Here is a 26600-nt window from a genome sequence, read left to right on the forward strand (position 1 = left end):
CGGCTGAAGCGAGGGAACCCGAAGGGCTGAGGTGCCGGGGTGGCCTCTGACGTGCACGGATGCACTAATGCCGCGAGCGCATGGATGCGCAGGAGCGGCCTTTTGGTGACTTTTCTTTTGGCCAAACAAAGAAAAGTAACTCGCCACGCTCGGCGATGCGAGCTTATAAATAAGGCTCGCGTCAGCGGCAACCTTTAACATACCAAGCGACAATGATAACAGACTTAAACCGCCTCCAACTTGGCGTACTGCACCACCAACCACTTGGTGCCGGCATCGTCAAAATTAATTTGCACCCGGGTGCTGGCACCGGAGCCTTCAAAGTGGACGATAATACCTGCGCCGAATTTTTTATGACTAACCCGCTGCCCTAAACGAAAGCCGGTGTCGGAACCCGAATCACTCAGTGCGGTACCGCGCGCCTGTTTACGCTGAGTCGGGCTTTGGTGGCGAACCGGACGGCTAACGGTGCTTTTAATGCGCACTTCATCGAGGTGCTCGTCGGGTATCTCTTTAACAAAGCGCGACAGGGCATTAAAGGTTTCACCGCCATGCAGCCGGCGGGTTTCGGCGTAGCAGATGTAGAGCTTCTCCATGGCGCGGGTGATGCCCACGTAGGCCAGGCGGCGCTCTTCCTCCAGGCGGTCCGGGTCTTCTACCGACATTTTGTGGGGAAACAGGTTTTCCTCGACGCCGGCCATAAACACCAGCGGAAACTCCAGCCCCTTAGCCGAGTGCAGTGTCATCAGCTGTACCGCGTCTTCAAACTCATCGGCCTGGGCTTCCCCGGCGTCCAGCGCGGCGGTGTCTAAAAACTGTTGCAGCACGGGCTCTTCGTCGTCGGGGGCTTCAAACACGCGGCACGCGGTTACCAGCTCTTCAAGGTTTTCGGCGCGGGCCTGGCCTTTTTCGCCTTTCTCTTTTTTGTGAAACTCAAACAAGCCTGTGGTTTCGAGCACCGACTCGGCCAGCTGATCGAGCTTCACCTCGAGGCTACGCTCGGCCAGAGCATCGATTAGCTGAGTAAAACCGGCCAGCGCGTTGCCGGCGCGGGCGCTGAGCACGCGGTTGGCTAACATTTGTTGGCTGGCCTGCCAGAGCGAGCAGCCATGCTCGCGGGCAAAGGCGCGAATATCGTCGACGGTTTTACCGCCGATACCGCGCGTTGGGGTGTTAATGACGCGCTCAAATGCCGGGTCGTCGTCGCGGTTGCTGGCTAAACGCATGTACGAGAGGGCGTTTTTAATTTCTAAGCGATCGTAAAATCGCTGGCCGCCATAAATGCGGTAGGGCATGCCTTCGCGCAGCAGGGCCTCCTCTAGTACCCGGGACTGGGCGTTAGAGCGATATAAAATGGCGCAGCTATCTTTGCGGTTGCCTTTAAGCACCCAATCGTTAATGCGCTCGACAATAAAACGTGCTTCGTCTTGCTCGTTAAAAGCCGCGTACAGCGAGATAGGCTCGCCGTCTTCACCGTCGGTCCACAGCTGTTTGCCCATACGGCCCGAGTTGTTGGCGATAACCGCGTTGGCGGCGTTAAGAATATTGCCGGTCGAGCGATAGTTTTGCTCCAGTCTCACGGTGCTGGTGCCAGGGTAGTCTTCGCTGAAGCGGCGGATGTTTTCGACTTTAGCGCCGCGCCAGCCGTAAATGGATTGGTCGTCATCGCCCACGGCGGTAACAAAGCAACTCTCGCCGGCCAATACCCGCAACCAGGCGTACTGCACCGAGTTGGTATCCTGAAACTCATCCACCAAAATAAACGGAAAGCGCGCCTGGTAGTGATCCAAAATAGCGGGCTTGTTCAGCCACAGCTCGTGGGCGCGCAGCAGCAGCTCGGCAAAGTCGACCATGCCGCCGCGCTCGCAGTCGGCCTCGTAGGCGGCGTATACGGTGGTCATGGTGCGGGTAAACGGATCGGCACTGGGCTGCATGTGCTTGGCCCGCAGGCCCTCGTCTTTTTGGCCGTTAATAAACCACTGCGCCTGCCGTGGGGGCCAGCGCTCGGCATCGATAGCCAAATTTTGATACACCCGCTTAATCAGGCGCAGTTGATCGTCACTATCCAGAATCTGAAAGTTCTGCGGCAGGTTGGCGTCTTTCCAGTGGGCCTTTAGCAGCCGGTGGGCCAAACCGTGAAAGGTGCCCACCCACATGCTGCGGGTATTAATGGGCGTACCGCTCTCGCGAAAGCTCTCGTCGAGCCGCGCGCGCATCTCGCGCGCGGCCTTATTGGTAAAGGTAACCGCCAGTATGCTGTAGGGCGACACCCCCTGGGTTTGCACCAGCCAGGCAATGCGGTGTACCAGCACGCGGGTTTTACCACTGCCGGCTCCGGCGAGGATGAGCTGGTTGCCGGCTTCAGCGGTAACGGCTTCGCGCTGGGCATCGTTTAAACTTGCGACGAGGTGAGGAGCATCCATGGGTCAATTCTGGCATCTTGGTGTATGGTAGGGCACTTGCCCTGACGGAGACGACAGCATACCATTTTACTGTAAATTTACACAGTGTCGCTGAGCGTGCACCGCCGCTATGGGCCCAAGCAGGCATATCGCCTAGGTTATTAAAGGAGCTGTAAACACGTGGATCTTCACCATCATATTCGCCTGATGGCCGGTTATAACAAGCGCTTAAACAGTCAGGTGTTTGCCGCTGCCGCCACGCTCGATCACGCCACTCTCACCGCTGATGCTGGCGCTTTTTTTGGCTCGATTTTAGGCACACTCAACCACATGGTGGTTACCGACCTACTGTGGCTAACGCGTTTCGCGAAACATTCGGCGAGCTACCAAAGCCTGCAGGCGCTGGCCGAGCTACCCACCCCCGAGCGGCTTGATCAACAGCTTTACCCGGCGTTTGCCGCCCTTGGCGCCGCCCGCGGGATTATCGATAACGCCATCATCGAGTGGAGTGCCGACGAGCTGAAAAGCAGCGATTTACAACGTGCTTTGGCGTATCACAACAGCAAAGGGGAAGCCGCCGAGCGGGACTTTGGCGAGCTGGTGATGCACCTGTTTAACCACCAAACACACCATCGCGGCCAAGTGAGTACGCTGCTAAACCAGCGCGGGCTGGACATAGGCGTAACCGACTTTTTACAGGATATCCCAAGGTTGGATGCCTAGCTGGCTGGGCGCGCGCTTGATTCTCGCCGCTGCGCCCCCATAAACCCACGAAACGCCTAACACAGGCCGTGTTTCCACCAACCGTGACAGTTAGTGAGTTATGACGGACGTATACATACTGCAAAATCAAGATAAGTTGTTTTTGAGCAAGCAGCGCATTTGGGTAGATGGCCGCGACCCGGCGGGTTTATATCGCAGCCCCCACAAAGACGAGGCTGTGAATGAGATGTTTGAGGCCAGCAGCAAAGACTACACCCAGCGAGTATCACTGGTAGCTTGCCCGTTAAATGAACGGCGCAACCCCGTCATCGACCCCGAGATACTACCGCCGCCCCAGCCCAAAAACCGTGGTGAAGACTCACTGGAGCTGGATTTGGCCACCAACGACACGCCGCCCCCCGAAGAGCGTGAGCCCGCGAGCGCAGAAACTCAAACTGACCCGGCCGCTCAAGCTGATAGCGCTGAACCGCAACCCGAGGCTACCCAGGCCGAACCACGCGAGTCATCGCCTCAGTGATTTTATCGCCGTCGCAATTACCGTTTTTTACCCCCCAGGGCCGCTCTGGCGGTGGCCCTGTTTGGGCGAACTGACTACACTCGACACTTTAGGGCTGGTGACAGCCGAGCGCCTGGCGCCACGACCGCGTCCGCAACCGGACTGCAGAGGAAAAGCTTTTGTCTCAATTTGATGCGCAGTTACAGGCGTTATCCGGCGCTAAAGCCAATCAAACACTTCGCGGTATTTTGCGCGGCATCGAAAAAGAGAGCCTGCGCGTTAGCCCGGACGGCCGCCTGGCGCAAACCAGCCACCCCTTGGGGCTCGGCTCGGCGCTCACCCACCCGCATATCACCACCGATTACTCCGAGGCGCTGCTGGAATTTATTACCGAGCCGCAAGCCTCCATCGGCACACTGCTAAACCAGCTTGATGACGTGCACCGTTACACCTACAGCCAGCTGCAAGATGAGTATTTGTGGCCGGCCAGTATGCCCTGCGTGCTGGGCGCCGACAGCGACATCCCGGTGGCGCGTTACGGCACCTCCAACAGCGGCACCATGAAAACGGTGTACCGCCTGGGCCTGGGACACCGCTACGGCCGCGCCATGCAAACCATTGCCGGAGTGCACTACAACTTCTCGCTACCAGACGATTTCTGGCGTGAGCTGGCCCGGGATACCGGCAACCAGCAAAGCCTGCAGGCGTTTAAAACCGACCGCTACTTTGCCTTAATCCGTAATTTTCGGCGCTATTTTTGGCTGTTGGTGTACTTGTTTGGCGCCGCCCCGGCGGTATGCCGCAGCTTTGTGCGCGGCCGCGAGCACGCCCTTGAACCCTTTGGCAAAGACGACCACACCTTGCATACCCCCTACGCCACCTCGCTGCGCATGGGTGATTTAGGCTACCAAAGCGACGCCCAGCAATCGCTGGTGGTGTGCTACAACAACCTTGATAACTATTTGCAAACCCTGTGCGGCGCCATTACCCAGCCACACACCGAGTACCAAAACATCGGATTAAAAGGCGCCGATGGGCAATACCAGCAGCTAAACACCAGCTTGCTGCAAATCGAAAACGAGTTTTACAGCACCATTCGCCCCAAGCGCACGGCTAAGTCTGGGCAAACGGCGCTGCAAGCACTGCAATTGGGTGGGGTAGAGTACGTCGAGGTGCGCTGCGTCGATTTAAACCCCTTTGAGCCACTGGGCGTCAATGAAGCGCAGCTGCATTATTTGGATGCGTTTTTGCTGTTTTGCTTGCTGCAAGACAGCCCCGAGGCCACCGATGCCGAGTACCAGGGGCTGCAAGATAACCAAGCGCGCATTGTCTACCAGGGCCGCGACCCAGAGTTGATGCTACGGCGCAACGGCGGGGAAGTGAACATGCGCGAGTGGGCGCTGGAGATTCAAGAGGATGTCGAGCGCTGCGCGGCGTTGCTCGATAAGGCTAATGGCGACACCCGCTACCAAAACGCCTGCACCGAGCAGCGGCAAAAGCTCGCGGGCGAACGCGCCACCCCCGCCGAACAGGTGCTGAGTGAGCTGGCCGAGCGCGAGCAAACCTACTACGCCCACACACTACAGCTGGCAAGGCAACACCGCGACTACTTTGCAGCGCGTCCGCTCGATGACCAGCAGCAAACGCATTTTGCCCGCCTGGCCGAGCAATCTAAGCACCATCAAACCGATGTAGAAGCCGCCGACCAAATAAGCTTTGATGAGTATTTGGCCAAGTACTACGCCCAGTACACCTGCTGTGGTGAGCCGGCGGTTACTTCTGCACAATCAGGTTGTTAAAGTAAACCTCGAGCACATCGTGCTCGGCCTGCTCCGACTCCAGCAACGCGATAATCTCGGCCTTGGCCGTCTCGCGCAGCTGGGTTACCCCCTGCTGCGTGGTAATGGCTTCTTCCGTTTGGCGGCTAAACAGCATCACCATAGCATTGCGCAGCAGCGGCATATGGTGGCGCACCGCCGAGGCGGTATAAACATCGTTAACCCGCAATGACAGCTCAGTTTTTAAGTATTTAAGCCGCCCGGCACCGCCATAATTAACCACAAACGCCGGCTGCATGGGTATGTAAATTGAGCCCTCAACCTCCTTAGACTCCGAATCGCTTTGTGCCAAAGATGTCGCGCTTAACAACAGGGCAAACACGAGCGCCAATGCCGGCAACAGCATCAACCACAATGGGCGAACGAGGGTGGCAGACAGAGCCATCGGTTACTCCTGACAAGAAAAAGGTGGACCAAAACCGCAGCTTACGCGGTATCTTACAAAGCTATCGGCGAGGCGACAGTTTACTTGATGTCAGCGCACAATATTCGTGCTATCGCTACTGGGGGACGGCGATTGATCGTGGTAAGATTGCCCAACACTGGATTGATTAAAGAATATCGCTAAAGATAGCTAGGATAATGTCATGTTAGAGAATTGCCAGGACGCCAAAGAGCGCTGGGGCGGAGTAAGCCAGATTATCGATCGCTGGCTGCAAGAGCGCCAGGAAATGCTGGTGCAATACTGTGCCCTGTCGGAGACAAAAGGCCAGACCAGCGACGAGCGCGGCGCCAAGCTGCGCCGCATGTGCGAGATCATGGTGGATTACGTCTCGGCGGGGCACTTTGAGATCTACGACCAGCTGGTACGCGAAGGCCGCGAGTTTGGCAACGAGCAAGCGCTTAAAGAAGCCGCCGAGCGTTTTAAAGAAGTAGATGCCACTACAGAAAAAATCCTGGATTTTAACGACAAGTACCAGGAGACCGATGATCTGACCACCCTGGACACCGACCTGTCGGAGCTGGGCGAGACCCTGGAAGCACGCTTTAGCGGTGAAGATCGCATGATTGCCGTACTCCACGATGCCAATAAAGACGTCGTTCAAGCCAGCTAAACCCCACTTGGCGCCAGAGGTGAACACCACCTTGGCGCCACCTCGACTCTGGCCCGCCCCATGTTAAAACCGCTGCTGTTTACAGCCGCACTCCTACCACTGTTAAGTGCCTGCAACCCGGCGCCCCAAGCCGAGTTACAAGTGGCCAACCGCAGCACGCAGTCGGCCAGCTTAGCCCGCGATGGCAGCCACGCAGTGATCGGCTCTACCTATCAAGGTGGCAGCTACTGGCAGGTCTCCCCCGGCGAGCGGCTGTACGACTGGAACCACAGTGACGACACCACCCGCCTGATTTTACACAGCGCCATCTCTAGCGACGGCGGCTGGGCCATTACTGCCGACCATCAAACTCTGGTGTTGTGGGATACCGCTAGCGGCGAGTCGGTAGCCTACTGGCGTATTAGCGCCGAGATTAACGCACTGGCGCTGGGGCGCTACGGCAACGTGGCGCTGTTGGGCTTAGCCGATGGCCGGGCGGTGTTATACGATGTGCGCCACGGCGGAACCTTTGGCACCTTCCAGCACGATGCGCCGGTTAACGCCGTAGCCCTAAGCGATGACTTAAGTCTGGCGCTCACCGGTGGCGACGATCAAACCGCCCGCATCTGGGACACCCAAAGTGGTCAGCAACAGTCAGCGCGCAAATACGACAAAGCCATCCAGCAGGTGGCCCTAAGCCCCGACGGCAAACGTGCGCTGGTAGCGGCCCGCTACGATGGCATCGAGCTGTTTAGCACCTCCAGCGATGAGCTTAACTGGACGCTGCCCTTGGGCCACGAGCGTATTATTCGCGGCTATAGCTTAAGCGCCGCACGCTTTAGTGACGACGGCGCCTACCTGTTAACCGGCCGCCCCGATGGCCGGGTGCAATTGTGGGATATCGACGGGCAACAAGCGCTGTATCACTGGCAACTACCCAAGCTCGACCCATGGCAACCCAAGCCCACCTCGGTATTAGCGGTAAGCTTTACGCCCAACCCAGAGCACTATCGCGCCGCCAGCGGCAATGGCTATATCTATACCTTAAGTTATTAAAAGCGCTGACAAACGGGCACAAAAAAGCCGGGCTATTAACCCGGCTTTTTTATACTACGTGCTAAGCGATTACTCGGCAGCGGCTTCTTCTGGTGCAGCGGCAGGCTCAACTTCTAACAGCTCCACTTCAAAAATCAGCGTCGCGTTAGGTGGAATACCCTGGTTGCCACCTGGGCCGTAGGCTAAATCAGAGGGGATATACAGCTCGTACTTAGCACCGGTTTCCATCAGCTGCAGGCCTTCGGTCCAGCCGGCAATAACTTGGTTCAGGGCGAAAGTGGCGGGCTGCTCACGGGCGTAAGAGCTATCAAACTCGGTACCGTCTAACAGTTTGCCGCGGTAGTGAACCGTCACGGTGTCTTTCTCGCCGGGGCTTACGCCATCACCTTCTTCAATCACTTTATACTGCAGGCCGCTGTCGGTGACCATCACACCTTCTTTATCGGCGTTCTCGGCCAAAAAGGCTTCGCCTTCGGCTTTTTGCGTTTCAGCCAGCGCCTTTTGCTTTTGCTGTTGCAGCTCCATTTGTTGCTCCTGGAAGGTCTGCATTACTGTTTCCATTTCTTCCTGGGTCAAGGCGGGCTCTTTATCATCGCGTACGTCGGTCAGCGCTTGGGTAAACGCTTCTACTTCGATGGGTACATCGCGCTGCTTAAAGTTAGAGGCCATGTTTAAAGCGATAGCATAGTTAACCTTTTGCTCCAGAGTTTCCAGGGTAACTTGCTGATCAGCCTTGGGGGCTGTAGCGGGTGCATCGGGGCTCTCTTGGTTACAGCCTGCCAGCACGGTTGCCGAGGTGATAACGCCGGCCATCAGTAAACGCTTGTTAAACATATAATACCTATTTATTGGAGTGTGTTTGTTGTATCAACTGCAACGGGTCCATCACGCTACAGCTTGCCGGCCCATCCGGCACTCGTAACAAAAAAGCCCATCCATGTTATACCAACTGCGCCACAGTGTGGGCGTTTAGGTTGATAAATGCGAATTCGAACGCGCCTGTAGCTCTATTCATGGGGAGTTAGAGCAAAAATTCAATAGTTAGTGCTTAATTTTGCGCTCGTGACGTACACAATTTATACGCTAGGGTCTACAATATCGCCTTAGATTTACCCCTTTCTGCAACACTCAGATTTAAATCACATGTAGGGTTTCACTATGGCTGCCAAGAAAAAAACTGCTGTGTCTGTCGCGCAACTGGAAAAAGACATCGCGGCGGTTAGCGCCAAGCTCGCTGCGGCGCGAACCAAAAAACTGACTGACGCCGACAAAGCTCTGTCGAGCGCCCAAAAACAACTGGCGGCGGCGCGTAAAAAGCTCGCGACTTTGCGCACCCGCAAAGCGGCCGCTGCTAAAGCAAAACCAACGGCCGCCGCCAAAGCGCGCTTGGCCAAAGCTGAAACCGCGCTTACCGCGCAAACAAAAGTGGTAGAGACTGCCGAAGGGCAAGTGAGTTCCGCCAAGGCCGAACAAAAAGCCGCAAAACAAGAGCTGGCATTGGCAAAGACCTTTGCTAAGGTCAAGGCGCAAGCCGAAAAAACCATTGCTAAACCGGCCGCTAAGTCGCGTAAAAAAGCGGCCAGCAAGCCGGCGACTAAAACCACCCCTAAAGCCACGGCAAAAAAAGCACCGGCTAAGAAGGCGGCCAGCAAAAAAGCGACGGCCCCAAAAACCACCAGCGCAACAACAGCAAGCGCGCCGGTAAAAAAGGCTGCCGCTAAAAAGACACCGGCTAAAAAAGCAGCCGCACCGGCCAAGGCCGAAAAGGCTGCCCCGAAAAAAGCCGCGAGTGCGCCCAAAGCCAAAGCCTCGACCAAAAAGCCAGCAGCTCCTAAAGCACCAGCGGCTCCGGTAACCGAAGCTGCGCCACTGCCAGTGGCCGAGCCCGTGCAACAGCACGCGTTAATGGACATACCCGAGCCGGTCGCCAAGCCGCAAACCAGCACTCTTGAGGTGAGCCCCAAGCCACTGCCAAACCATATAGGAACTGGCATGATTGAGCCCGGCGACGAGGACAAACTCAAGCCATCACCCGTGCCCGATGCACCAGCCGTACCCAGCTCTGGTAGTTTATTCGACGAAGACTAGTCCGGCGCGAGCGCACCCTGAACCAACGCCAGGGTGCGCTCTACCACTGGCGGCGGCACAGCGCACGCCGCCAAATAGCTCTGCACCCGTGGCAACTGAGGCGCCGCGCGCTCGATGGGCCAACCCTTACTCAACTCGGCCAACTGCTGAATCTCCCAACGCTCGGCGGCCAATTCGGCGGCTTTAATTTGCCCGCGACAATGACTTTGCGATTCATCCAACGGGGCTTGTGATTTTATCCAACGGCGCGCCTCGCGCAGTGGCACCACCACCTGCTGATACCATGCCGCGGTTTTTTTAAGTACCGTCTCTAACGCCTCTGGGCCAGCTCTCTTACCACTGATATCCAACCAACAGATAAACAACAAGACCGGAATACGTACGCCGTACTCATCCTGCAGCTGCAAGCTCTGCACTTCAATATCGGGTTGTTGATACAACTCCAGAGCAAAATCCCATAAAGGGCCGGGTAATATCTCAGTCATTAAGGTCTTTCTTCCTCTGGTGATAGGCTTTCACACCGAGCTTAGATAGAATGCCCAGCATGATTACACTACAGCAAATCAGTTTACAGCGCGGGCCTAAGTTTCTGCTGACCGAGACCGATCTGGCGATCTTTCCGGGGCAAAAAATCGGCCTTATTGGCGCCAATGGTAGCGGCAAGTCATCGCTGTTTAAGCTCCTGCTGGGCCAACTGGGCGCCGATACCGGCTCCGTATCGCTACCTGGCGATTGGCGTTTGGCGCATATGGCGCAAGAGGTGTCCGACACCGATCGCACCGCCCTGGACTATGTGCTCGATGGTGACGAGGCACTGCGCGAGACAGAAGCCGAGATCGAACAAGCCGGCGACGACGGTGAAAAGCTGGCCCACCTGTTTGGTGTTATGGAGCAAATCGACGCCTACACGGCCCCCGCGCGAGCCGCACAATTGCTGAACGGTTTGGGGTTTACCGGCAACGAGCTCGAACGCCCGGTTAGTGCCTTCTCGGGGGGCTGGCGTATTCGGCTTAATCTCGCCCGCGCCCTGATGTGCCCATCCGATTTGCTGTTACTGGATGAGCCCACCAACCACTTGGATCTCGACGCCACTCTGTGGCTTGAGCAGTGGCTGCAACGCTACAGCGGCACCTTGCTGATTATCTCGCACGACCGCGATTTTTTGGATAACGTCATCGAGCGTATTGTCAGTATCGAGTCGAGCAAGCTGGTGGCCTACACCGGTAACTACTCTGCCTACGAGGTGCAGCGCGCCGAGCGATTATCGCAGCAGCAAGCGGAATTTAATAAGCAGCAAGAGCGCATCGCCCACATCGAAGATTATATTCGCCGTTTTCGCGCTAAGGCCACCAAAGCCAAGCAGGCGCAAAGCCGTATTAAACAGCTAGAGCGAATGGAAACCATCGCCCCGGCCCACGTGGACTCGCCCTTTAGCTTTACCTTTACCGCCTCCGAAAAAGTCTCCGACCCGTTAATCGTGTTGCGGCAAATGACCATCGGTTACCCCGAGCGACAAATTCTGGGCGGCGTGGACATCAATATTGCACCGGCCACACGCATCGGCTTGCTGGGCCCCAACGGCGCGGGTAAATCGAGCCTGATTAAAACCCTGGCCGGCACACTAGAACCCTTAACCGGTGAGCGCGTCACCGGCGAGCATTTTAAGTTGGGCTATTTTGCCCAGCATCAGCTCGAGGCACTGGATATGAACGCCTCACCGGCCCTGCACATCCAGCGCATCAGCCCCAAAGCGCGCGAGCAGGAGATTCGTAATTTTCTGGGTACCTTCGATTTTATTGGCGATCGCGCCTTCGAGCCGATCAATCATTTCTCGGGGGGCGAGAAAGCTCGCCTGGCGTTAGCGCTTATTGCCTGGCAAAAACCCAACGTCTTGTTACTGGATGAGCCGACCAACCATTTAGATTTAGAAATGCGCCAAGCGCTAACCATGGCGCTGCAGGATTTTGCGGGGGCGGTTATTGTGGTCTCGCACGATCGTCACCTGCTGCGCAACACAGTAGACGAATGGCTGCTGGTGGCCGACGGCAAAATCGAAGAGTTTGACGGCGAGCTGGATGATTATTACCGCTGGTTGCTGGAGCGCAAAAGCGGCGGCGATAAAACCACAGAGGCGACAGCCAGCCCGGCTACCGAGGTTAAGCCAAAGCCCGCACAAGACAAAAAAATGCAGCGCCAGGAGGCCGCCGCCAAACGCGAGGCGCGCAAGCCGCTAACCAACCGTATTAAAAAGCTCGAATCTGAGCTGGAAAAGCTGCAACAGAAAAATACCACACTGGAAGCCGAGCTAGCCGACACCAGCCTGTACGAAGATCAACACAAAGATCAGCTGCAAAAACTGTTGCAGCAACAGGCCGAGCTCAGCCAAAAAATTGATGAGTGTGAAGAGCAGTGGTTAGAGGCCCAGGCGGAGCTGGACGCGTTAGACGACTAACCCCGGCCAATAACCCCCATTAAAAACGGCGCCTTAAGGCGCCGTTTTTGCTGCTAAAGCCTCTGACGATTAACGCCGGTGTGGCATAGGACGATTCATGGGACGATTCATATTGCGATTCATGCCCCGCTGACGGGCCTGAAAATCACGGTTTAAGTTGTTCCGGTCGATCGCCGGTAATGTACTCGGGCGGTTAAACGACTCGGGGCGCTGGTAATTATCGCGATTGGGCAACGCCTCTGGCCGCGATTGCGGCAAGGTTTGCGGCAGTGACTCACGAATCTCGCTGGCACTGCGATCGGGATGCCAATCGCCCTGGTTGCGCACCTGCCAATCATCACCCACCTTGCGCGCCACTGCGCCATTTTTGTCGGTAAAGACATTATTTTTGCGCCCCTCGGCATATTTTGCCGTTTTAATATTGCGCTTAATATCGGTAGCGCTGGCATTGCGTGTGCGGTTTTGAGGGCGCTGGTACAGGTTGCGCTGCACCTGATTAGCACGCAGGTTAGTTTTGTTTATGCTGTTTTTAATATGGGTGCGGTTGCCGATATTTACCGTGTTACCAATATTGATATTGCCGGTATTAATCACCATGGGTGGGCGATGGTAACCACCACCGTACCAACCGCCACAGCAGCCGCCCGGGCGATAACCGCCATGCCAGCCGCCGCCCCAACTGGCGCCAAAACTGAAAAAGCCATTGCTCCAGCTCACGCCAAAGTTCCAGCCCGTCCAGGGGTTATAGCCCACATGAAACCCCCAGGTAGGTGGGCGAGGGTAGTAAACACCGCCCCAATAAGGCGGGTAGTACCAACCGGTGCCGTATACGGGCACGCCATAATAAGGAAACGACCACATATACCCAGGCCGGTAACCCACATACACCACCTCGGGGGTAGACTCGTACACCTCAACATAAGTGGTGTTATACACCGGCGAGCTGGGGGGGATTTGCTTGATCTCATCCTCAGGGATGCTATCGGCCACTTGCCACGGCCCCTTGGGCTTTTGTGCCACAAACCAGACGCCGTTATCTACCGCGTAATAGCGGCTATCAATTTTTAGCACCTGGCTGCCGGTGTTTACCGCGTAGGCCACCTTGGTGCCCTTAATGTCTTCAAAGGTGGGCGGGCCATCGTAGGTCACCTCCAGGCTCGCCTCGCTGCGCTTAACCGCCGTGGTTTGTGGTATCTGTGCGTCTAGCAGAGCATCTTCGGCCTCTTCGGTGCCAGCCACCGACACCCGCAAACCACCGATGTCAGAGGCCGGTGGAATCTCACTAAAGCTTGCCGGTAACTCATCTGCGCGAACAAACGCCCAGGGGCCCTTTTGCTCTTTGGCACGAAACCAGCGGCCGGACAACAATACATACATTTGCCCCGCGTTTACGTCGCGCAGCCAAGGGGTTTCAGTGTTCTCCACATAGAGCAATTTACCGCCCGCTAAACTCTTCCACTCGGGCTCGCCATCGGTGGCAATCAGCTCGGTAGGGCTAGTCGCCACGACAATAGCTGGTGGCTTAGCGTTTGGCACCGTGTCGTCATCGGGCTCTGGCAACAGTTTTACTAAATCGGCCGGGGGCGTGCTGGTGACTTCCCACGGTCCCAGCGCCGAGCGGGCGCTGTACCAAACATTACCGCTGCTTAAATAATAAACGCCTTGTTTTTGGTGCCGTACGACGACGAAAGGCGTGTTAAGAGCGCGCTCGTAAGCGCTGTTCTCCACCTCGACAAAGCGCGGCTTGCCATCGTACAGCAGCAGTACCGCCAGCTCATCGGCAAATAAAATTGTCGGCGCCTCATTTTTTAGCTCGGCCAGACTTTGCGCCTCAAGCTCGGCGTTTTTTAAACTGGCCGATAAACTCTCGAGGCTGATGGTAAAACCCGCCGTGGGGATGGCCGCCTCGACGAGCTCGGTGAAGCGTGCTTCATCGGCATCGCCAGAGTCGGGCCAGCCCACCCGGGTCACGTTAATATCCCGCACTAGGGCAGTGCCGGCATCGCGGTCGGTATCAATCCGTGCATCAAACCAAAAAGCACCAAATATTGGCTCGTCTTTGTCGTTTAACTCCAGCGACATAGCCGCCCGGCCACTGAGTTGGTTACCGGTCATTCGCTCGGGCTGCGGCTGATACACGACGATAGTGCCTTCGCTAGCCTCGATCTGTTGCGGCCACTCTACGGCGTTAGCCCCGAGCGCTACCAGTATTAGCCCTACCCCTAACAACCATGTTATCCGTTTGAAACGATCCATAATCCCGCCTTTGTTGATTAAGCCTTTTGCTCAGTTTAGCAGCAGATCGCGCGGCCCCTATACTTTTACTCAAGCCTGGCGCGCGCCGGCCGATAGCCTGTAACAGCGATGATTTGCCATCATCTCAAGCGAGCGTCTTTAGCAACCCTCGAATATATGCCCATTGTATGACCCGCCTGTTTAGGCAACTCAGTTTTACGCCTCAATTTTGAAGAGATTCACACTATGAAATGGTTAACCCGCAGCATGCAGACCCGGCTTATCGCCGTGGTTGCCTTGGGCATCGCTGGCCTATTGATCGCCGCTGAAGTTGCCATCGGTATGCTCAACGCTCAGTTAGACAACTATAACCGGTTGATAGAGCACGATATTGCGCACGAGCGCCATATTGCCGATATGAACTTTACCTTTAAAGTACAGGTACAAGAGTGGAAAAACGTACTGCTGCGCGGCGCCGACCCCGCGCAACGAGAAAAATACTGGCAGCGCTTTAACCAAGCGCAACGCACCATTCAAGACACGGGTAATAACCTGTCGCAAAGCTTAGACGACGGAAACTCGCGCCAGCTCGTACATCAGTTTCTCACCGCCCATAAAAAAGCGTTTAGCGCATACCAAACGGGATTTGAACAGTTTGCACTGGCCGGCTATGACCCGGCCGCAGGTGATCAGGCGGTATCCGGTATCGACCGCGAACCCAGCCGCTTGCTGCAAGAGGCCGCCGACATTATCGCGCAAGATGTGGCCGTAGCCGCAACACAAGTGCAGCAAAAAAGTCAGCAAGTATCCTTTTGGGCGCAGATAGTTACCTTTGCGGTGGCCCTGATTGCTCTGGCCGTATTGTGGCTGTTATTGCGCTCAACACTCATTCGCCCGTTGCAATCGATTATGAGCCATATCAAGCATATGGCCGTAGGGGATTTTTCTCAGCCGTTTTACTTACAGCGCGAAGACGAGCTGGGCCAGCTGGGTGACAACCTGCGCCATATGCAACAAGAAATGCGCTCGGTAGTAAGTTCGGTAAAAGACACCGCGGTACAGTTAGGCGATGCATCCGCCAATATTAATCAAACCGCCTCGGATATTGCCAAGCATATTGGCGCCACCGAAAACTCCACCGATCAGGTGGCGGCGGCGGTTAATGAAATGTCATCGACTGTGCAAGAGGTGGCCAACAACGCCTCGGGTGCCGCCGAAGCCGCAAGCGCCGCAGACCAAAACGCGCGCACCGGCCTTGGAGTGATGGAGCAAACGGTTAGCGCTATTAACTCACTGTCCACTCAGGTTATCGATGTTAGCCAGGCCATGGCACAGCTTGAAGGTGAGACCGACAGCATCGGCCGGGTACTGGGCGTGATTAAAGACATTGCCGAGCAAACTAATTTGCTGGCTCTTAACGCCGCTATCGAAGCCGCCCGGGCTGGCGAGCAAGGCCGCGGTTTTGCGGTAGTCGCCGATGAAGTGCGCGGCCTGGCGCAGCGCACGCAGCAATCAACGGCCGAGATTCAAAACATCATCGAGGCGGTACAAGCCGGCGCCCGAAAAGCCAGCCTGGCCATGCAAAGTGGCCAGAGCCAAACCGAACAAACCGTGTTACTGGTGGATGAGACCGGGCGTGCGATTCGCGACATCTCGGAGGCCATTAACGCCATTGTCGGGATGAATACTCAAATCGCCACCGCCGCCGAAGAGCAAAGTTACGCCGCCGAAGAAATTAACCAAAACGTTGTAAAAGTCGTCGAGCTGGTACAGCAAGCGCATCAGGCGGCGCAGCACTCGACGCAAACGGCTAACGAGCTGGACAACACCGCGCAAAAGCTGTCGGGGCAAATTTCTCACTTTGTGGTTTAACAACAAATTTTAGGGCTCGGCGTTAGCTATTATCCGCCGTATCAAACGACCGGGCCTGACACCTTTTCCAACGCACTGCGAATGCCGCTACCGGTTTATCTCGCCTCACCGATTGCAACTCTGGAATCCAAGCCACGCTTTTTTGCCCCAATACCATTACAGTGAAGCAACGTGTTATAGCATTTAATAATACATCAGGAGGCTAACATGCAGATTCTACTGGCGCTGGTGATCATGCTCGTGTGTGTGGCGGCTGTTATCTACACCCACTACCGCTTGGCAAAGCACATTGCCCAACCCGCGCAGCGCTGGGTCGTACGGGTGTTTTTATTGGCGGTCGGGGCGGGCTTTGCCTCGGTTACCCACAAAAGCTACCCGCTGACAGGCTCACTAGAGGTACTGGTGTTAATCAGTGCTTTTTGTATTACCCATGTGCCATCTGCCTGCATTTTATTTTTAAAGCGCAAAAGGCACGAGCAGCTGCGCTAAACCCCGCCCATGTCAGGCACACTAAAACGCCAACTCGGTGGTAGTAATCAGGCGAGTTTGGCGCTAGGGTATTGCCTGAGCGATTAGATGATCTACCGGTAAGCGGCCAAACAGCCACCATAGAGCTAACTTATTAGCCTGCGGCTGACAACGTTGCCTTGCAACACAATAATAATGCCCCTCAATCAAACGGGATGATTGCTCATGAATGCACTTAGTAACGTAAAATTACTCGCACAAATGACAGCGCTGTCTGCTGCGCTCGTGGGACTCAACGCCCAGGCGGCCGATAGAGTTGTCGGCTACATACCGTCTTACAAAAATATGACGGCGGTGGTCGACTCGGTGGATCTCAGTCAGTTGACCCACATTAACCTGTCATTTTTAAACCCCAATGCCAACGGCGTGGTTACCGCTGGCGGCGACCCGGTGTGTATGCCGGGCACCTTTGGCGGTAATGTCTCTGGCTCCGAGTTAAGCTATGTCGTCAACAAAGCCCACCAAGCGGGCGTTAAAGTGCTGGTATCGGTGGCCGGCGGCGTTATCCCCAGCTGCTCCGGCGATTGGCAAACCCTGCTGAGCCCGGCCAACCGCGCCAATACCGTCAATAACCTGCTCAACTTTGTCAGCAGTTACAATTTGGATGGTTTGGATGTGGATATCGAAGGCGTGGTATTAACCGCCATCGACAACGCGGGCAACTACACGCCGTTTATTCAAGCGCTGCGTAACGGCTTGCCCAGCGGCAAACTGCTTACCTCAGCCACCGCCTCTTACAACGGAGGCATGGTGCCCACCTCATCACTGCCTTACTTCGATTTCGTTAACATCATGTCTTACGATGCGGTGGGCCCCACCTGGGGAGTGTCAGGTAACGAGCACTCAAGCTACGCCCAGGCGCAATCGGACATTGCGACCTGGAAGGCGCGCGGGCTGAGCGAGGATAAGCTCGTGCTGGGTGTACCTTTTTATGGTTATGGCTACGGAAGCTACGCCCGCAGCTATTCAATCGCAGACATAGTTGCGCAATTTGGCGCTGGCGCCGCGCAACAGGATGTAATTGGCAGCCTGTGCAGCGGTTGCAGCTACATTACCTACAATGGCCTGCCCACCCTTCGCGCCAAAACTCAGCTGGCGCTGCAAGAGGGCTCGGGCGTGATGATCTGGGAGCTGTCGCAAGATGCCAGCGGCAGCAACAGCTTACTCAGTGCCATTAACAGCGAGATGGATGCGGGCGGCGGCCCCGGTGGCACCGGCGATTGCCCCGCCTGGGTGGCAAGCACGCCATATGACGTCGGCGATGTTGTGTTATATCAAGGCGGCTATTACGTAGCCGAATACGCCAACCCGGGCTATATCCCCACGGTCAGCACTTACTTTTGGAACCCAACCACCGCCGCCGCTTGCGATGGCGGTAACCCGCCGGGTTTTAGTCAAAAAACCGAGGCCGAGAACTTTGCCAACATGAGTGGCGTTCAGCTAGAGGCCACCAGCGACACCGGAGGCGGCCAAAACGTGGGCTGGATTGACGGTGGTGACTGGATGGCTTATTCCGGCCTGAGTGTACCCGCGGCGGGCAGCTACCGCGTTGACTTGCGGGTGGCTAGCCCCAGCGGCGCCCAGCTGTCGTTGGATTTAAACGGCGGGCAAACGCAATTGGGGGTAGTGGACATACCGGCAACCGGTGGCTGGCAAAACTGGCAAACCGTTAGCATGGATGTGCAGCTGCCCGCCGGGCCTTTTAGCCTTGGCATCTACGCCCCCGTCGCTGGCTGGAACATCAACTGGTTTAGCCTGACCCAGCTGTAAACCAGCAGGCTTAACTCCGCGCCGTTTGGGCTGTGGCGGTCGCCGTGTTGGCGACCGCCTATTATTACCCAACCGGCGCGGCTGCTGGTATTAAGATGGGCCGTTAATCATCCGCCTGATCAAGCGCGGGGGCCGGCAAGCTGAGCGAGAAGGGCATTAGCGGCAATCCGCCACGCGCTTTTACATTGGCTTTATGAGGAAAATCGGCCCAACCATAGCGCACTTGCGTGGGCTGTTTAACCTCGTCACTCCACAGCAAAATATGATCGCCCTGCAGCTCGGCCTTTGCCCAGACAAACTCGCCATCGGCACCGGCGATAGCAAAACCACCCGGCTTACCGTCACTCAGCAAACCGCGCTTAGCATGGGCAACGCTCACCAACACTTTCTCGCCCTCTATGCTCATGCGATAGGCCGCCGGGCTTTCGGCCGCCAGTTTAGACTCGCCGTACACCAGCTTGCGCGCCGCGAGTGCCAAGCGCTCGGCCACGTCTTTTTTGTTGAGCGGGTGAATATCGTTCCACTCGCCCAAGCCTAAGTTGACGGTCAGCGCGGTATTCGGCTCGCTCAACACATGGGTTTGCGAGTCGCGCATCACCGCCCAATCGCTGGGCTGATTGGCGTCTTCCGTCTTGGTGCCAAAGCCCGGCAGCTGCGCCACAATAAACGGCAAGCGCGGCTGATTAAAATGCGCGCGCCAATCGCGCACCATTGCCGGCAATAGCTGGGCATACTCGGCGGCGGCCCCAACGTTCGACTCGCCCTGATACCAAATCACACCTTTAAAGGGCACATTAAACAGGGGCGCGAGCATGGCGTTGTACATGCCGACGGGCTGTAAAAAATCCCAAAAAGTGGTGGGCGGGGTTGGGGTATGGGTCACCCCGACGCGGTACTGCCAGTCACCGGTTAAATCGATCGATGTGTTGGCAAGCTCTAAGGCGTAGGGTTTATCGGGTACAAAGCCGCCATCCTTGTTATTGGTAATCAGGCGTACGGTAATCTCGTTAGCACCGGCCTTTAACACCCCGCTGGGCACGGGATAAATACGCGGCGGGTACTGGTAGGTAATATTGCCCACCTGCTGGCCATTAATGTACGCGGTGTCGGCATCGACAATACGGCCTAGGCGTAAGGTCGCGGGCTGGCCGGCGGCCGACGCCGCAACCTGCACGGTTTTTTTCAGCCAGATCACGCCACTGTGCTCGCCCACACCTCGCTCAGACCAGTAGCCCGGCATCGTAATGCTCTGCCACTGGGTATCCGCGCCGGTGCTCGCCCAGTTGTTTTGCAGCCCCACATCGTGCTTATTGATGTAGTTATACCACTCATCGTTGGCGTTGCGATCGGCGGCTTTTTGCGCGTCCACATAGCCGGGTTTCGCATTTTGCTCGGCCTGCGCTAAATAGTGCGGAAACGCCTGCAGCGCCTTAGGGCTCATCCACGACTGCGCGGTTGAACCACCGTAGGCAGCCGTGACTATCCCCACAGGTACGTCTTCGGCTCGTTCGATGGCCTTGGCAAAAAAGTATCCCACCGCCGAAAAATCCGGCAGGGTATCGGGCGTGGCGGCTACCCAATCCCCCTCGGGCACGTCCGCTTGCGGGGCTTGATAATCGACAACTTTAGGCACCTTAAACTGACGGATGCGGGTATTGGCCGAATTAGTGATCTCATCGGCGTACTTCTCGGCTACCCGTGCCATGGGCAGCTCCATGTTGGATTGCCCGGAGGCCAGCCAAACATCGCCAAAGTACACGTCGGATAACTCAATGCGGTTATCACCGGCAAGGGTTACAGTATGGGGGCCACCGGCCGTAAACGTGCTGCTAGAGCGGATACGCCACTGGCCGTCTGCGTCCGCCTGGCCGCTGGCCACTTGCTTGCCATCAACGCTCAGGGCCACCGCTTCGCCGGGGTCTGCGGTGCCCCAAAAAACCACGGGTTGATCGCGCTGTAAGATAGCACCATCGGACAAAATACGAGGCAGCTGTACCTCGGCAACAGCCGGGAGGGCGATTAATGTTAGCGCGGCCAACAGGGTGCGTGTGTTAGTTACTCTACTCATGGGCGTGTACTCTTACTGCTTATCATTGTTTTAAATATAATGGTCTTAGTGACTATAACAAAGCCCTGCGGTTCTCGCTACACACTCCACCAGGGCTAGCCACAAACCCCTGCGCTCAAGCGCACCCGTCACGCACAGGGTACAATCAACAAACGATCGTCAATAGCCCGGCAAGGGCCGTTCATCTTACGGCCATCGTGACAACCTTAATCCAAGCGCGATAAACCATGTTGATTACCCTGCTAACCCACGCCACCGAGCTCGATAAACACAGCAATACCGGGCAGCTGGTGATGTCGGTTTTGGCAAAACAAGAGCAGGCAAGCTGCGAGCGGGTTATCTGGCAACGTAAATTGCCGGATGCCGACTTACTGCACCGCATCAACACCCTTGCCAGCGCGTTGGTTTATCCGGCGCCCAACGAGCGGGCACCGCTGCCACTTAGCCAAGCATTACCCGAGCATATTATTTTATTAGATGCCACCTGGCAGCAGGCGCGCAAGATATACAACCACAGCCCCTACTTGCACGCTCTGGCGCACATCGAGCTAAAGCCCGGGGCGCCATCGCAGTATCAAATACGCCGCAATCAACGTGAAGACGGTTTGTGTACTAGTGAATGTGTCGCCGAGCTTTTGCGTATCAAACAGCAGCCAAAGCTGGCCGGACAGCTCGATACCGAGCTTGCCCTAAAGCAAGCCCGGTAAGCAAAAGGTTAGGGGGTAACCCGCTGCCAGTGTTCGTACTCGACACGCTCGTCACCGTCAAAGCGCTCGGTGTACCAGCTGTCGCCATCTAAAGTATAGCGAAACTCGTAAGAATCCTCTCCCACCTCCCCAAACGAAGCGATGGTCGGTGTCTCGGTGTAGTGGGTGTCAGTTGCGGTGTAGGGGCCGCTGGCCGCCGCCCAAAACTCGCCATTACGCTTAGAGATAAAAGAAAAGTGATGGGTATTAATCACTTTAATGCCAACAAACTTCTCTTGCTGGTAATCGAGCATTTTACCTTCGGCGTTTTTAAATTCACCGCTCACCAGCTCCCAGGTGCCGGTTAAATCGTCGGCCGCTGATAGGCCGCTGGCGGCGGACAATAGCAAAACCAATAGTCCATGTTGTAATTTCATATAATGAGCCTTTGTAAGTTCGAGTGGTTCAACAAAGGATCATCTATCGGGCGGCTCTTGTAGGGCGATATTTTATTTTGCGCCATTGTAGCGCAACTTTGTCAGATCTATTGCGCTTTTTTAGGCCCGCGCCACACCCGCCAAACGTACCAAAGCAGCATTAAAACAATAACGCACGTGCTCACCGGGCCAATATAATCGCTGGCCGCGTCAAAGTTCTGCCCCAGCACCAACCCTAAATAGGCTAAAAACGCCGACCAGATTGCCGTGCCTATGGCAGTGAACAATAAAAAAGGCCACAGCGACATTTTACTAATACCTGCGGGAATCGAGATTAGCGAGCGCACGCCCGGCACCAAACGCAGCAGCAGTACCGTCCATATACCATAGCGGTCAAACCAGCGTTGAGTTTTATCAACATCCTGGCGGGTTATCACAAACCAGCGGCCGTACTTGTCGCACCAGTGCTTCAACCGCTCGGCACCCAACTTATGCCCCAAATAATAAAGCGGTAGGGCGCCTAACACCGAACCCAGCATCCCGGCCAATACCACCAGCGCAAACTGCAACTGATCTTGGCTGACCAGGAAACCCGCCAACGGCATAATAATTTCTGAGGGGATGGGCGGAAACACATTCTCCACCAGCATTAAAAACACAATGCCAAAATACCCCGTACTGCGAATTAAATCGGTGACCCAATCACTCATACAGATTCTGCCTCAGCGATAGCGCTATCGTTTTTTGAGCGGCTATCAGCTTTGTCGTTCTCCGTGCTTTTATCACCCTCGGGTGGGCGCGTTAACGCCTCAAAAATCAAATAGGTGGGCGTGGCAATAGCCAACGGAATCAAATAAAACACACAGCGATAGGCAAACAAGCTACCGAGAATTGTGCTTTTGTCTACCTGACCGGCAAGCAGTGCCAAAAACACCGCCTCTAACACGCCTAAGCCACCTGGTATGTGAGTGATCACGCCCGCCAAACTGCTTACCAATAACACGGCAAATACCGTGGCAAAATTAACGTCGTCGGCCAAAAACTGATAAATCACCGAGGCCATGAGGGTCCAGTGGGCGCAGGCCACTACAAACTGCAACAGCGCAATACCCACCGGCGGCAGGGTTAAGGTCGTGTCGCGAATTTGTAATTCACGCTTTTTACTAAAGGCACACAGCCCGAGGTATATCAGTACTACCGCGATAAAACCGCCGCCAATAAACTGCAAGTGGGTGTCATTAACCGGCCAACTGTCGGGCGGGTTAACCTGACCGGATACAAACAGCCCACCAGCCAATAGAATATAGCCCAACCAATTAGTGGCAATGCTAATGCCTAAAATGCGTGTTACATCGCCCGCTTTTACGCCAAGCCGTGAATACAACCGGTACCTGAACGCAATGCCGCCCACAAGAGAGCTTAGGTTTAAGTTAAAGGCGTAACTTAACCAAGCCACAAACCAGGTTTTGGCCATGCTGACTTTTAAGCGCAACAAATAGCGGCCAAACAAGTCGTAGCCCGCGTACACAAAATAGCACAACACACCCAGGCCAAAACCGGTGGCCAAGGTAACCATCGAGGTATTTTTTAGCGTCTCGAGTACCTTGCCCCATTCAATGGTAACGGCTTGCTGGTATAGCAAATAAGCGACCAACGAAAAGAAAATGACCGTTAAGCCATTTTTTACCCACGTCCAGTTGACCCAATCTTTTGCTTTCGTCCACTGGCTCGCCATAACGCTGCGGTTTTCTTTACGGTTGTGCATCGATTAAACCTCAGCTTCTTTGGCTTCAATTTCGGCGTTTGTATCGTAATCTTGCTTGCTGGTTATTCGTCGGGCATTTTTAGACTCGGGGTATTGGCGATGTAAATCGGCATCGCGAGTGCGCCCCTCACCGGTTTCAAAGTGGCTTTTAAGCTCGCGAATTTTTGGTGTATGCGCCGGAAACAAGCCAGCAAACGTCGGAAAGTGACGCAGCGAGTGATACATAAAAAAGTCTTTAACCAAATAGTACCAACGGCGATGTTTTACCCAGTCCGACTCTATCTCGGTGCTGTGGTGCTCCAGCATTTCAATCTGCTCCGCCAACTGAGCATTAAACTGGCTATCGCGTACGATGATGTTAGCCTCTAAGTTAAAGGCAAGGCTCAAAGGGTCGAGATTGCTGGAGCCAATGGTGGACCACTCGTCATCGATGACGGCAATCTTGGCATGCAGCGGGCGATCTCGATACTCGTAAATTTTTACCCCGTTGCGCAGCAGTACATCGTACAGTGCTCGCGCCATGGGCAAAGCGAACGGAATATCCGGGTCACCTTGCAGCACCAAGCGCACATCTACACCGCGCTTGGCGGCTTTGCGCAGCGCACGCATAAAACGATAACCCGGAAAGAAATAGGCATTGGCAATCCACACCCGCTCTTTTGCCTCATGAATACCGGCCAAGTACGCCTTTTCAATATCGCTGCGGTTGCGGCGATTGTCGCGCGAGACGAACGCCATGGGGGTATTGCCCGGTCTGTCTGGATTTTTAAGCTTGTCAGAAAACTCTTGTAAATGATCGTCGTTAGAGTCGCGTACATAACTTTTACACAGCTCACGCAGCTCATTAACGATAGGGCCCTGCAGCTCTACCGAATAATCCTGCTTGCCCTCGGGGCCACTCGTAATCATGTGATCGTTACACAGGTTAATACCACCGATAAACCCGTAAGTGGCATCAATCACGGCGATTTTACGGTGTAAGCGACGGAATAATTTGGGGCGACCGTTATACCACTCGGGTTGTGGGTCGTATATCTGAAAGACAATGCCGGCCGCTGTTAGCTCCTCAATATACTCGGGGTTTAAGAAGTGACTGCCCCAACTGTCGGCGGTCACTCCCACCCACACACCACGTTTGGCGGCCCCAATCAGCGCTGTTTTTAACGCATTACCTACCCGGTCATTTTCAAGGATAAAGGTCTCGATCAATATTTCACGTTTGGCGTGTTTTATTCGCCGCAACAATTGCGGAAAAAACTCCTCGCCATTAATTAATAAGCGCAACTGATTGTCTTTGCAGAAGTGACCTTTAAACTCTCTAAACCCAAACATGATTCACTCCCGTTAAAATTCGACTTCGGCCAACAGCGGCGCATGATCTGATAACCGCGACCAGGGCTTGCTCGACAATACAATCGGCATATGAGTCTCGGCGCCGCGCACATAAATACGATCGAGCCGCAACAGCGGACACAGCGCCGGAAACGTACGCGGTGGCTTGCCGTAAGCCTCGGTAAAGATCTCTTGCATGCCGGCGCAGTCTTTTAAAATCGCCTGAGATTTCTGCCGCCAGTCGTTAAAATCTCCGGCCACGATAACGGCCTCGTTTTTTGGGATGGCATTGACGTGTTCACACAACTGCTGCAATTGAATTTGCCGGTGTGGCTCACGCAAACTTAAATGCACACAAATAGCGTGGAGTGGGTGGCCCGCTTCAGTTTCTATCTGGCAGTGTAATAAGCCGCGCTTTTCGATTCCGTTGAGTGAGATATCCCAGTTATCCCAGCTTTTGATGGGGTATTTACTGAGCAAGGCATTACCGTGGTGCCCTTCTTGGTACACCGCGTTGCGGCCGTAGGCAAAATCTTGCCAAATCTCGTCGGCCAGAAACTCATACTGTGGTTGCTCGGGCCAGAGCTCGGCGTGGCGCTGAGACCAACTTTGGTGCTCGCCCTGAACCTCCTGCAAAAAAACTAAATCGGCCGATACCAAACGCACCGCATCGCGCAGCTCGTGCAGCATAAATTTTCGGTTAAACGTGGTAAAACCCTTATGGGTATTGACCGTTAGAATCTTTAAACAAGTCACTCCATCCCCCAGCACACAGCAATCTTTACATGCGCGTTGCAAATAACACACGCAAACCGCGCGAATTGGCCGGTTATGGCCGGCAAATATCGCAGAATGAATGATGTTGCAGGAATGATGCCGACTCGCGGCGGATAGCAGAGGTCTATGCCTCCAGAAAGGCTTGCTGGCTCACGCAAGCGTATTGAACAGTGTTTTTAGCTCCAGCGCCGATACCCCCAGAAACCGCCCACAAGGATAACCGCCGTAAATACACCACTAACACCCGCCGCAAGCACTAACCAACTCTGCGCCTCTAAGCTGGTCAGCAACGCCACCGCGGACGCCCACGGAAAGACCAACGCAACAGCCAAGGATACAATGACCGCAACCACCACATTGGCCCAAATCAACCGGCGCCGACTGACCGGTGCCGGCAAGCGTGCCATCACCGCCTCGGTAAAACCGTCGTCATCGAGGTAGGGCTCGGGTTCGGCGAGCCGCTGCTCCAACCAACTGTCCAGTTTATCCGCGCTCATTGCATACCTCTTGCTGCCGATCCTGCAATATCAATTTGAGTTTAGCCTTTCCACGCAAGACGTGGGATTTAATCGTACCTACGGGTAACTGCATCAGCTGTGCCGCCTCGTCATTGCTGTAGCCCAAGCGATAGGTTAGGTACAGCGCCTCGCGCTGTGGGGCGCTTAGCTGGTTCAGGGCGCGGTTTAAATCCCGCCCTTCAAGCTCTGGCCCGCCACTCAAATGCTGCGCCTGAGTTCGCTCTACCAACTCACTATCGGGCTCGGGAATCTTGCGTCGGTAATGGCTCATTAAGCTGTTGCGGGCAATTTGGTACAGCCAGGTAAAAAATGCCGATTGGCCCTTAAAGCTCGCCAGCGCGTGGTGCGCCTTAATAAACGCATCCTGCGCGATGTCGTCGGCCAACCCATAGTCGCCGCCGCACTGCTGGCGCAGCGCCTGGCGCAGGCGCGACTGATAACGCAGCACTAATTGGCCAAAGGCGTGTCGGTCACGCACTTTAACCGCGCGCTGAATCAAGACCTCGTCACTGAGCTCCATCGT

At 55.4% G+C, this 26600-nt stretch carries 24 protein-coding genes; 11 read left to right on the forward strand and 13 right to left on the reverse strand.

Annotation, left to right across the window (positions count from 1 at the left end; translation table 11 throughout):
• Window positions 1–224: 224 nt before the first annotated feature.
• Window positions 225–2423: a DNA helicase II gene (uvrD, locus tag SD69_RS02110; protein WP_041521888.1), complete on the reverse strand. Its 2199-nt coding sequence runs from the start codon at window positions 2421–2423 to the stop codon at window positions 225–227.
• Window positions 2424–2582: 159 nt separating this feature from the next.
• On the opposite strand from uvrD, the gene SD69_RS02115 reads away from it, so the two are divergent.
• The 3 genes from SD69_RS02115 to gshA all read left to right on the forward strand — a co-directional run bounded on the left by SD69_RS02115 (window position 2583) and on the right by gshA (window position 5420).
• The gene (locus SD69_RS02115; protein ID WP_041521889.1) at window positions 2583–3125 is read left to right on the forward strand and encodes a DinB family protein; all 543 of its coding nucleotides are present in this window, start codon (window positions 2583–2585) and stop codon (window positions 3123–3125) included.
• A 100-nt stretch (window positions 3126–3225) separates the two neighbouring features.
• The gene (locus SD69_RS02120; protein WP_198144041.1) at window positions 3226–3642 is read left to right on the forward strand and encodes a hypothetical protein; all 417 of its coding nucleotides are present in this window, start codon (window positions 3226–3228) and stop codon (window positions 3640–3642) included.
• A 158-nt stretch (window positions 3643–3800) separates the two neighbouring features.
• Window positions 3801–5420: a glutamate--cysteine ligase gene (gshA, locus tag SD69_RS02125; protein WP_041521890.1), complete on the forward strand. Its 1620-nt coding sequence runs from the start codon at window positions 3801–3803 to the stop codon at window positions 5418–5420.
• Here gshA and SD69_RS02130 read toward each other — a convergent pair.
• Entirely contained in the window at window positions 5395–5844 is a 450-nt protein-coding gene (locus SD69_RS02130; protein WP_232301137.1) for a flagellar basal body-associated FliL family protein, read from the reverse strand. The two genes, gshA and SD69_RS02130, sit on opposite strands and share 26 nt — an antisense overlap.
• A gap of 202 nt (window positions 5845–6046) precedes the next feature.
• Between SD69_RS02130 and SD69_RS02135 the strand changes: the two genes are divergently transcribed.
• Window positions 6047–6514 (forward strand): Rsd/AlgQ family anti-sigma factor, encoded by a 468-nt coding sequence (locus SD69_RS02135; protein ID WP_041521891.1) that lies wholly within the window; start codon window positions 6047–6049, stop codon window positions 6512–6514.
• A 60-nt stretch (window positions 6515–6574) separates the two neighbouring features.
• On the forward strand, window positions 6575–7549 hold the full coding sequence (locus tag SD69_RS02140) for a WD40 repeat domain-containing protein (protein WP_041521892.1): 975 nt from the start codon (window positions 6575–6577) through the stop codon (window positions 7547–7549).
• Window positions 7550–7618: 69 nt separating this feature from the next.
• Here SD69_RS02140 and SD69_RS02145 read toward each other — a convergent pair whose 3' ends face one another.
• A complete protein-coding gene (locus SD69_RS02145; RefSeq protein ID WP_052480818.1) occupies window positions 7619–8383 on the reverse strand; it encodes an FKBP-type peptidyl-prolyl cis-trans isomerase in 765 nt (254 codons plus the stop codon).
• 324 nt (window positions 8384–8707) lie between these two features.
• Here SD69_RS02145 and SD69_RS02150 point away from each other — a divergent pair, with 324 nt between their 5' ends.
• Window positions 8708–9637 (forward strand): hypothetical protein, encoded by a 930-nt coding sequence (locus SD69_RS02150; protein WP_041521893.1) that lies wholly within the window; start codon window positions 8708–8710, stop codon window positions 9635–9637.
• Here the strand turns inward: SD69_RS02150 and SD69_RS02155 are convergent.
• Window positions 9634–10122 (reverse strand): TIGR02444 family protein, encoded by a 489-nt coding sequence (locus SD69_RS02155; protein ID WP_052480819.1) that lies wholly within the window; start codon window positions 10120–10122, stop codon window positions 9634–9636. The two genes, SD69_RS02150 and SD69_RS02155, sit on opposite strands and share 4 nt — an antisense overlap.
• Window positions 10123–10181: 59 nt before the next feature.
• Here SD69_RS02155 and SD69_RS02160 point away from each other — a divergent pair, with 59 nt between their 5' ends.
• Window positions 10182–12089: an ATP-binding cassette domain-containing protein gene (locus tag SD69_RS02160; RefSeq protein ID WP_041524344.1), complete on the forward strand. Its 1908-nt coding sequence runs from the start codon at window positions 10182–10184 to the stop codon at window positions 12087–12089.
• A gap of 69 nt (window positions 12090–12158) precedes the next feature.
• On the opposite strand, the gene SD69_RS02165 is transcribed toward SD69_RS02160, so the two are convergent.
• Window positions 12159–14345, reverse strand: coding sequence for a carbohydrate-binding protein (locus SD69_RS02165; RefSeq protein WP_041521894.1), 2187 nt, complete (start codon window positions 14343–14345; stop codon window positions 12159–12161).
• A 225-nt stretch (window positions 14346–14570) separates the two neighbouring features.
• Here SD69_RS02165 and SD69_RS02170 point away from each other — a divergent pair, with 225 nt between their 5' ends.
• The 3 genes from SD69_RS02170 (at window position 14571) to SD69_RS17935 (ending at window position 18494) form a co-directional block, all read left to right on the forward strand.
• Window positions 14571–16196: a methyl-accepting chemotaxis protein gene (locus SD69_RS02170; protein WP_041521895.1), complete on the forward strand. Its 1626-nt coding sequence runs from the start codon at window positions 14571–14573 to the stop codon at window positions 16194–16196.
• A gap of 207 nt (window positions 16197–16403) precedes the next feature.
• Window positions 16404–16685, forward strand: coding sequence for a hypothetical protein (locus SD69_RS02175; RefSeq protein ID WP_041521896.1), 282 nt, complete (start codon window positions 16404–16406; stop codon window positions 16683–16685).
• Between the two features lie 204 nt (window positions 16686–16889).
• Entirely contained in the window at window positions 16890–18494 is a 1605-nt protein-coding gene (locus SD69_RS17935) for a glycosyl hydrolase family 18 protein (protein WP_052480820.1), read from the forward strand.
• 103 nt (window positions 18495–18597) lie between these two features.
• Here SD69_RS17935 and SD69_RS02185 read toward each other — a convergent pair whose 3' ends face one another.
• Window positions 18598–20562 carry a sialate O-acetylesterase gene (locus SD69_RS02185; protein WP_052480821.1) on the reverse strand — a complete coding sequence of 655 codons (1965 nt, stop codon included), beginning with the start codon at window positions 20560–20562 and terminating at the stop codon, window positions 18598–18600.
• A gap of 227 nt (window positions 20563–20789) precedes the next feature.
• Between SD69_RS02185 and SD69_RS02190 the strand changes: the two genes are divergently transcribed.
• Complete coding sequence (locus SD69_RS02190; RefSeq protein WP_041521897.1) at window positions 20790–21269, forward strand: tRNA-uridine aminocarboxypropyltransferase; 480 nt, start codon at window positions 20790–20792, stop codon at window positions 21267–21269.
• A gap of 8 nt (window positions 21270–21277) precedes the next feature.
• Here the strand turns inward: SD69_RS02190 and SD69_RS02195 are convergent, their stop codons facing one another.
• From SD69_RS02195 to SD69_RS02225, 7 genes are all read right to left on the reverse strand, one after another.
• A complete protein-coding gene (locus SD69_RS02195) occupies window positions 21278–21685 on the reverse strand; it encodes a hypothetical protein (RefSeq protein WP_052480822.1) in 408 nt (135 codons plus the stop codon).
• Window positions 21686–21792: 107 nt separating this feature from the next.
• Entirely contained in the window at window positions 21793–22395 is a 603-nt protein-coding gene (locus SD69_RS02200) for a DedA family protein (protein ID WP_041521898.1), read from the reverse strand.
• The gene (locus SD69_RS02205; RefSeq protein ID WP_084591458.1) at window positions 22392–23450 is read right to left on the reverse strand and encodes a putative bifunctional lysylphosphatidylglycerol flippase/synthetase; all 1059 of its coding nucleotides are present in this window, start codon (window positions 23448–23450) and stop codon (window positions 22392–22394) included. Before SD69_RS02205 ends, SD69_RS02200 begins: the two co-directional genes overlap by 4 nt.
• Window positions 23451–23453: 3 nt before the next feature.
• Window positions 23454–24782 (reverse strand): cardiolipin synthase ClsB, encoded by a 1329-nt coding sequence (gene clsB / locus SD69_RS02210; protein WP_041521899.1) that lies wholly within the window; start codon window positions 24780–24782, stop codon window positions 23454–23456.
• Between the two features lie 12 nt (window positions 24783–24794).
• Window positions 24795–25538, reverse strand: coding sequence for an endonuclease/exonuclease/phosphatase family protein (locus SD69_RS02215; protein ID WP_232301138.1), 744 nt, complete (start codon window positions 25536–25538; stop codon window positions 24795–24797).
• A 197-nt stretch (window positions 25539–25735) separates the two neighbouring features.
• Window positions 25736–26056, reverse strand: a complete 321-nt coding sequence (locus SD69_RS02220) for a DUF5056 domain-containing protein (protein ID WP_041521901.1) — start codon at window positions 26054–26056, stop codon at window positions 25736–25738.
• The gene (locus SD69_RS02225) at window positions 26043–26597 is read right to left on the reverse strand and encodes an RNA polymerase sigma factor (protein WP_041521902.1); all 555 of its coding nucleotides are present in this window, start codon (window positions 26595–26597) and stop codon (window positions 26043–26045) included. The genes SD69_RS02220 and SD69_RS02225 overlap by 14 nt, the downstream gene beginning before the upstream one ends.
• Between the last annotated feature and the right edge of the window lie 3 nt (window positions 26598–26600).

The sequence above is a fragment of the Gilvimarinus agarilyticus genome, from assembly GCF_000832015.1.
Taxonomy (GTDB): domain Bacteria; phylum Pseudomonadota; class Gammaproteobacteria; order Pseudomonadales; family Cellvibrionaceae; genus Gilvimarinus; species Gilvimarinus agarilyticus.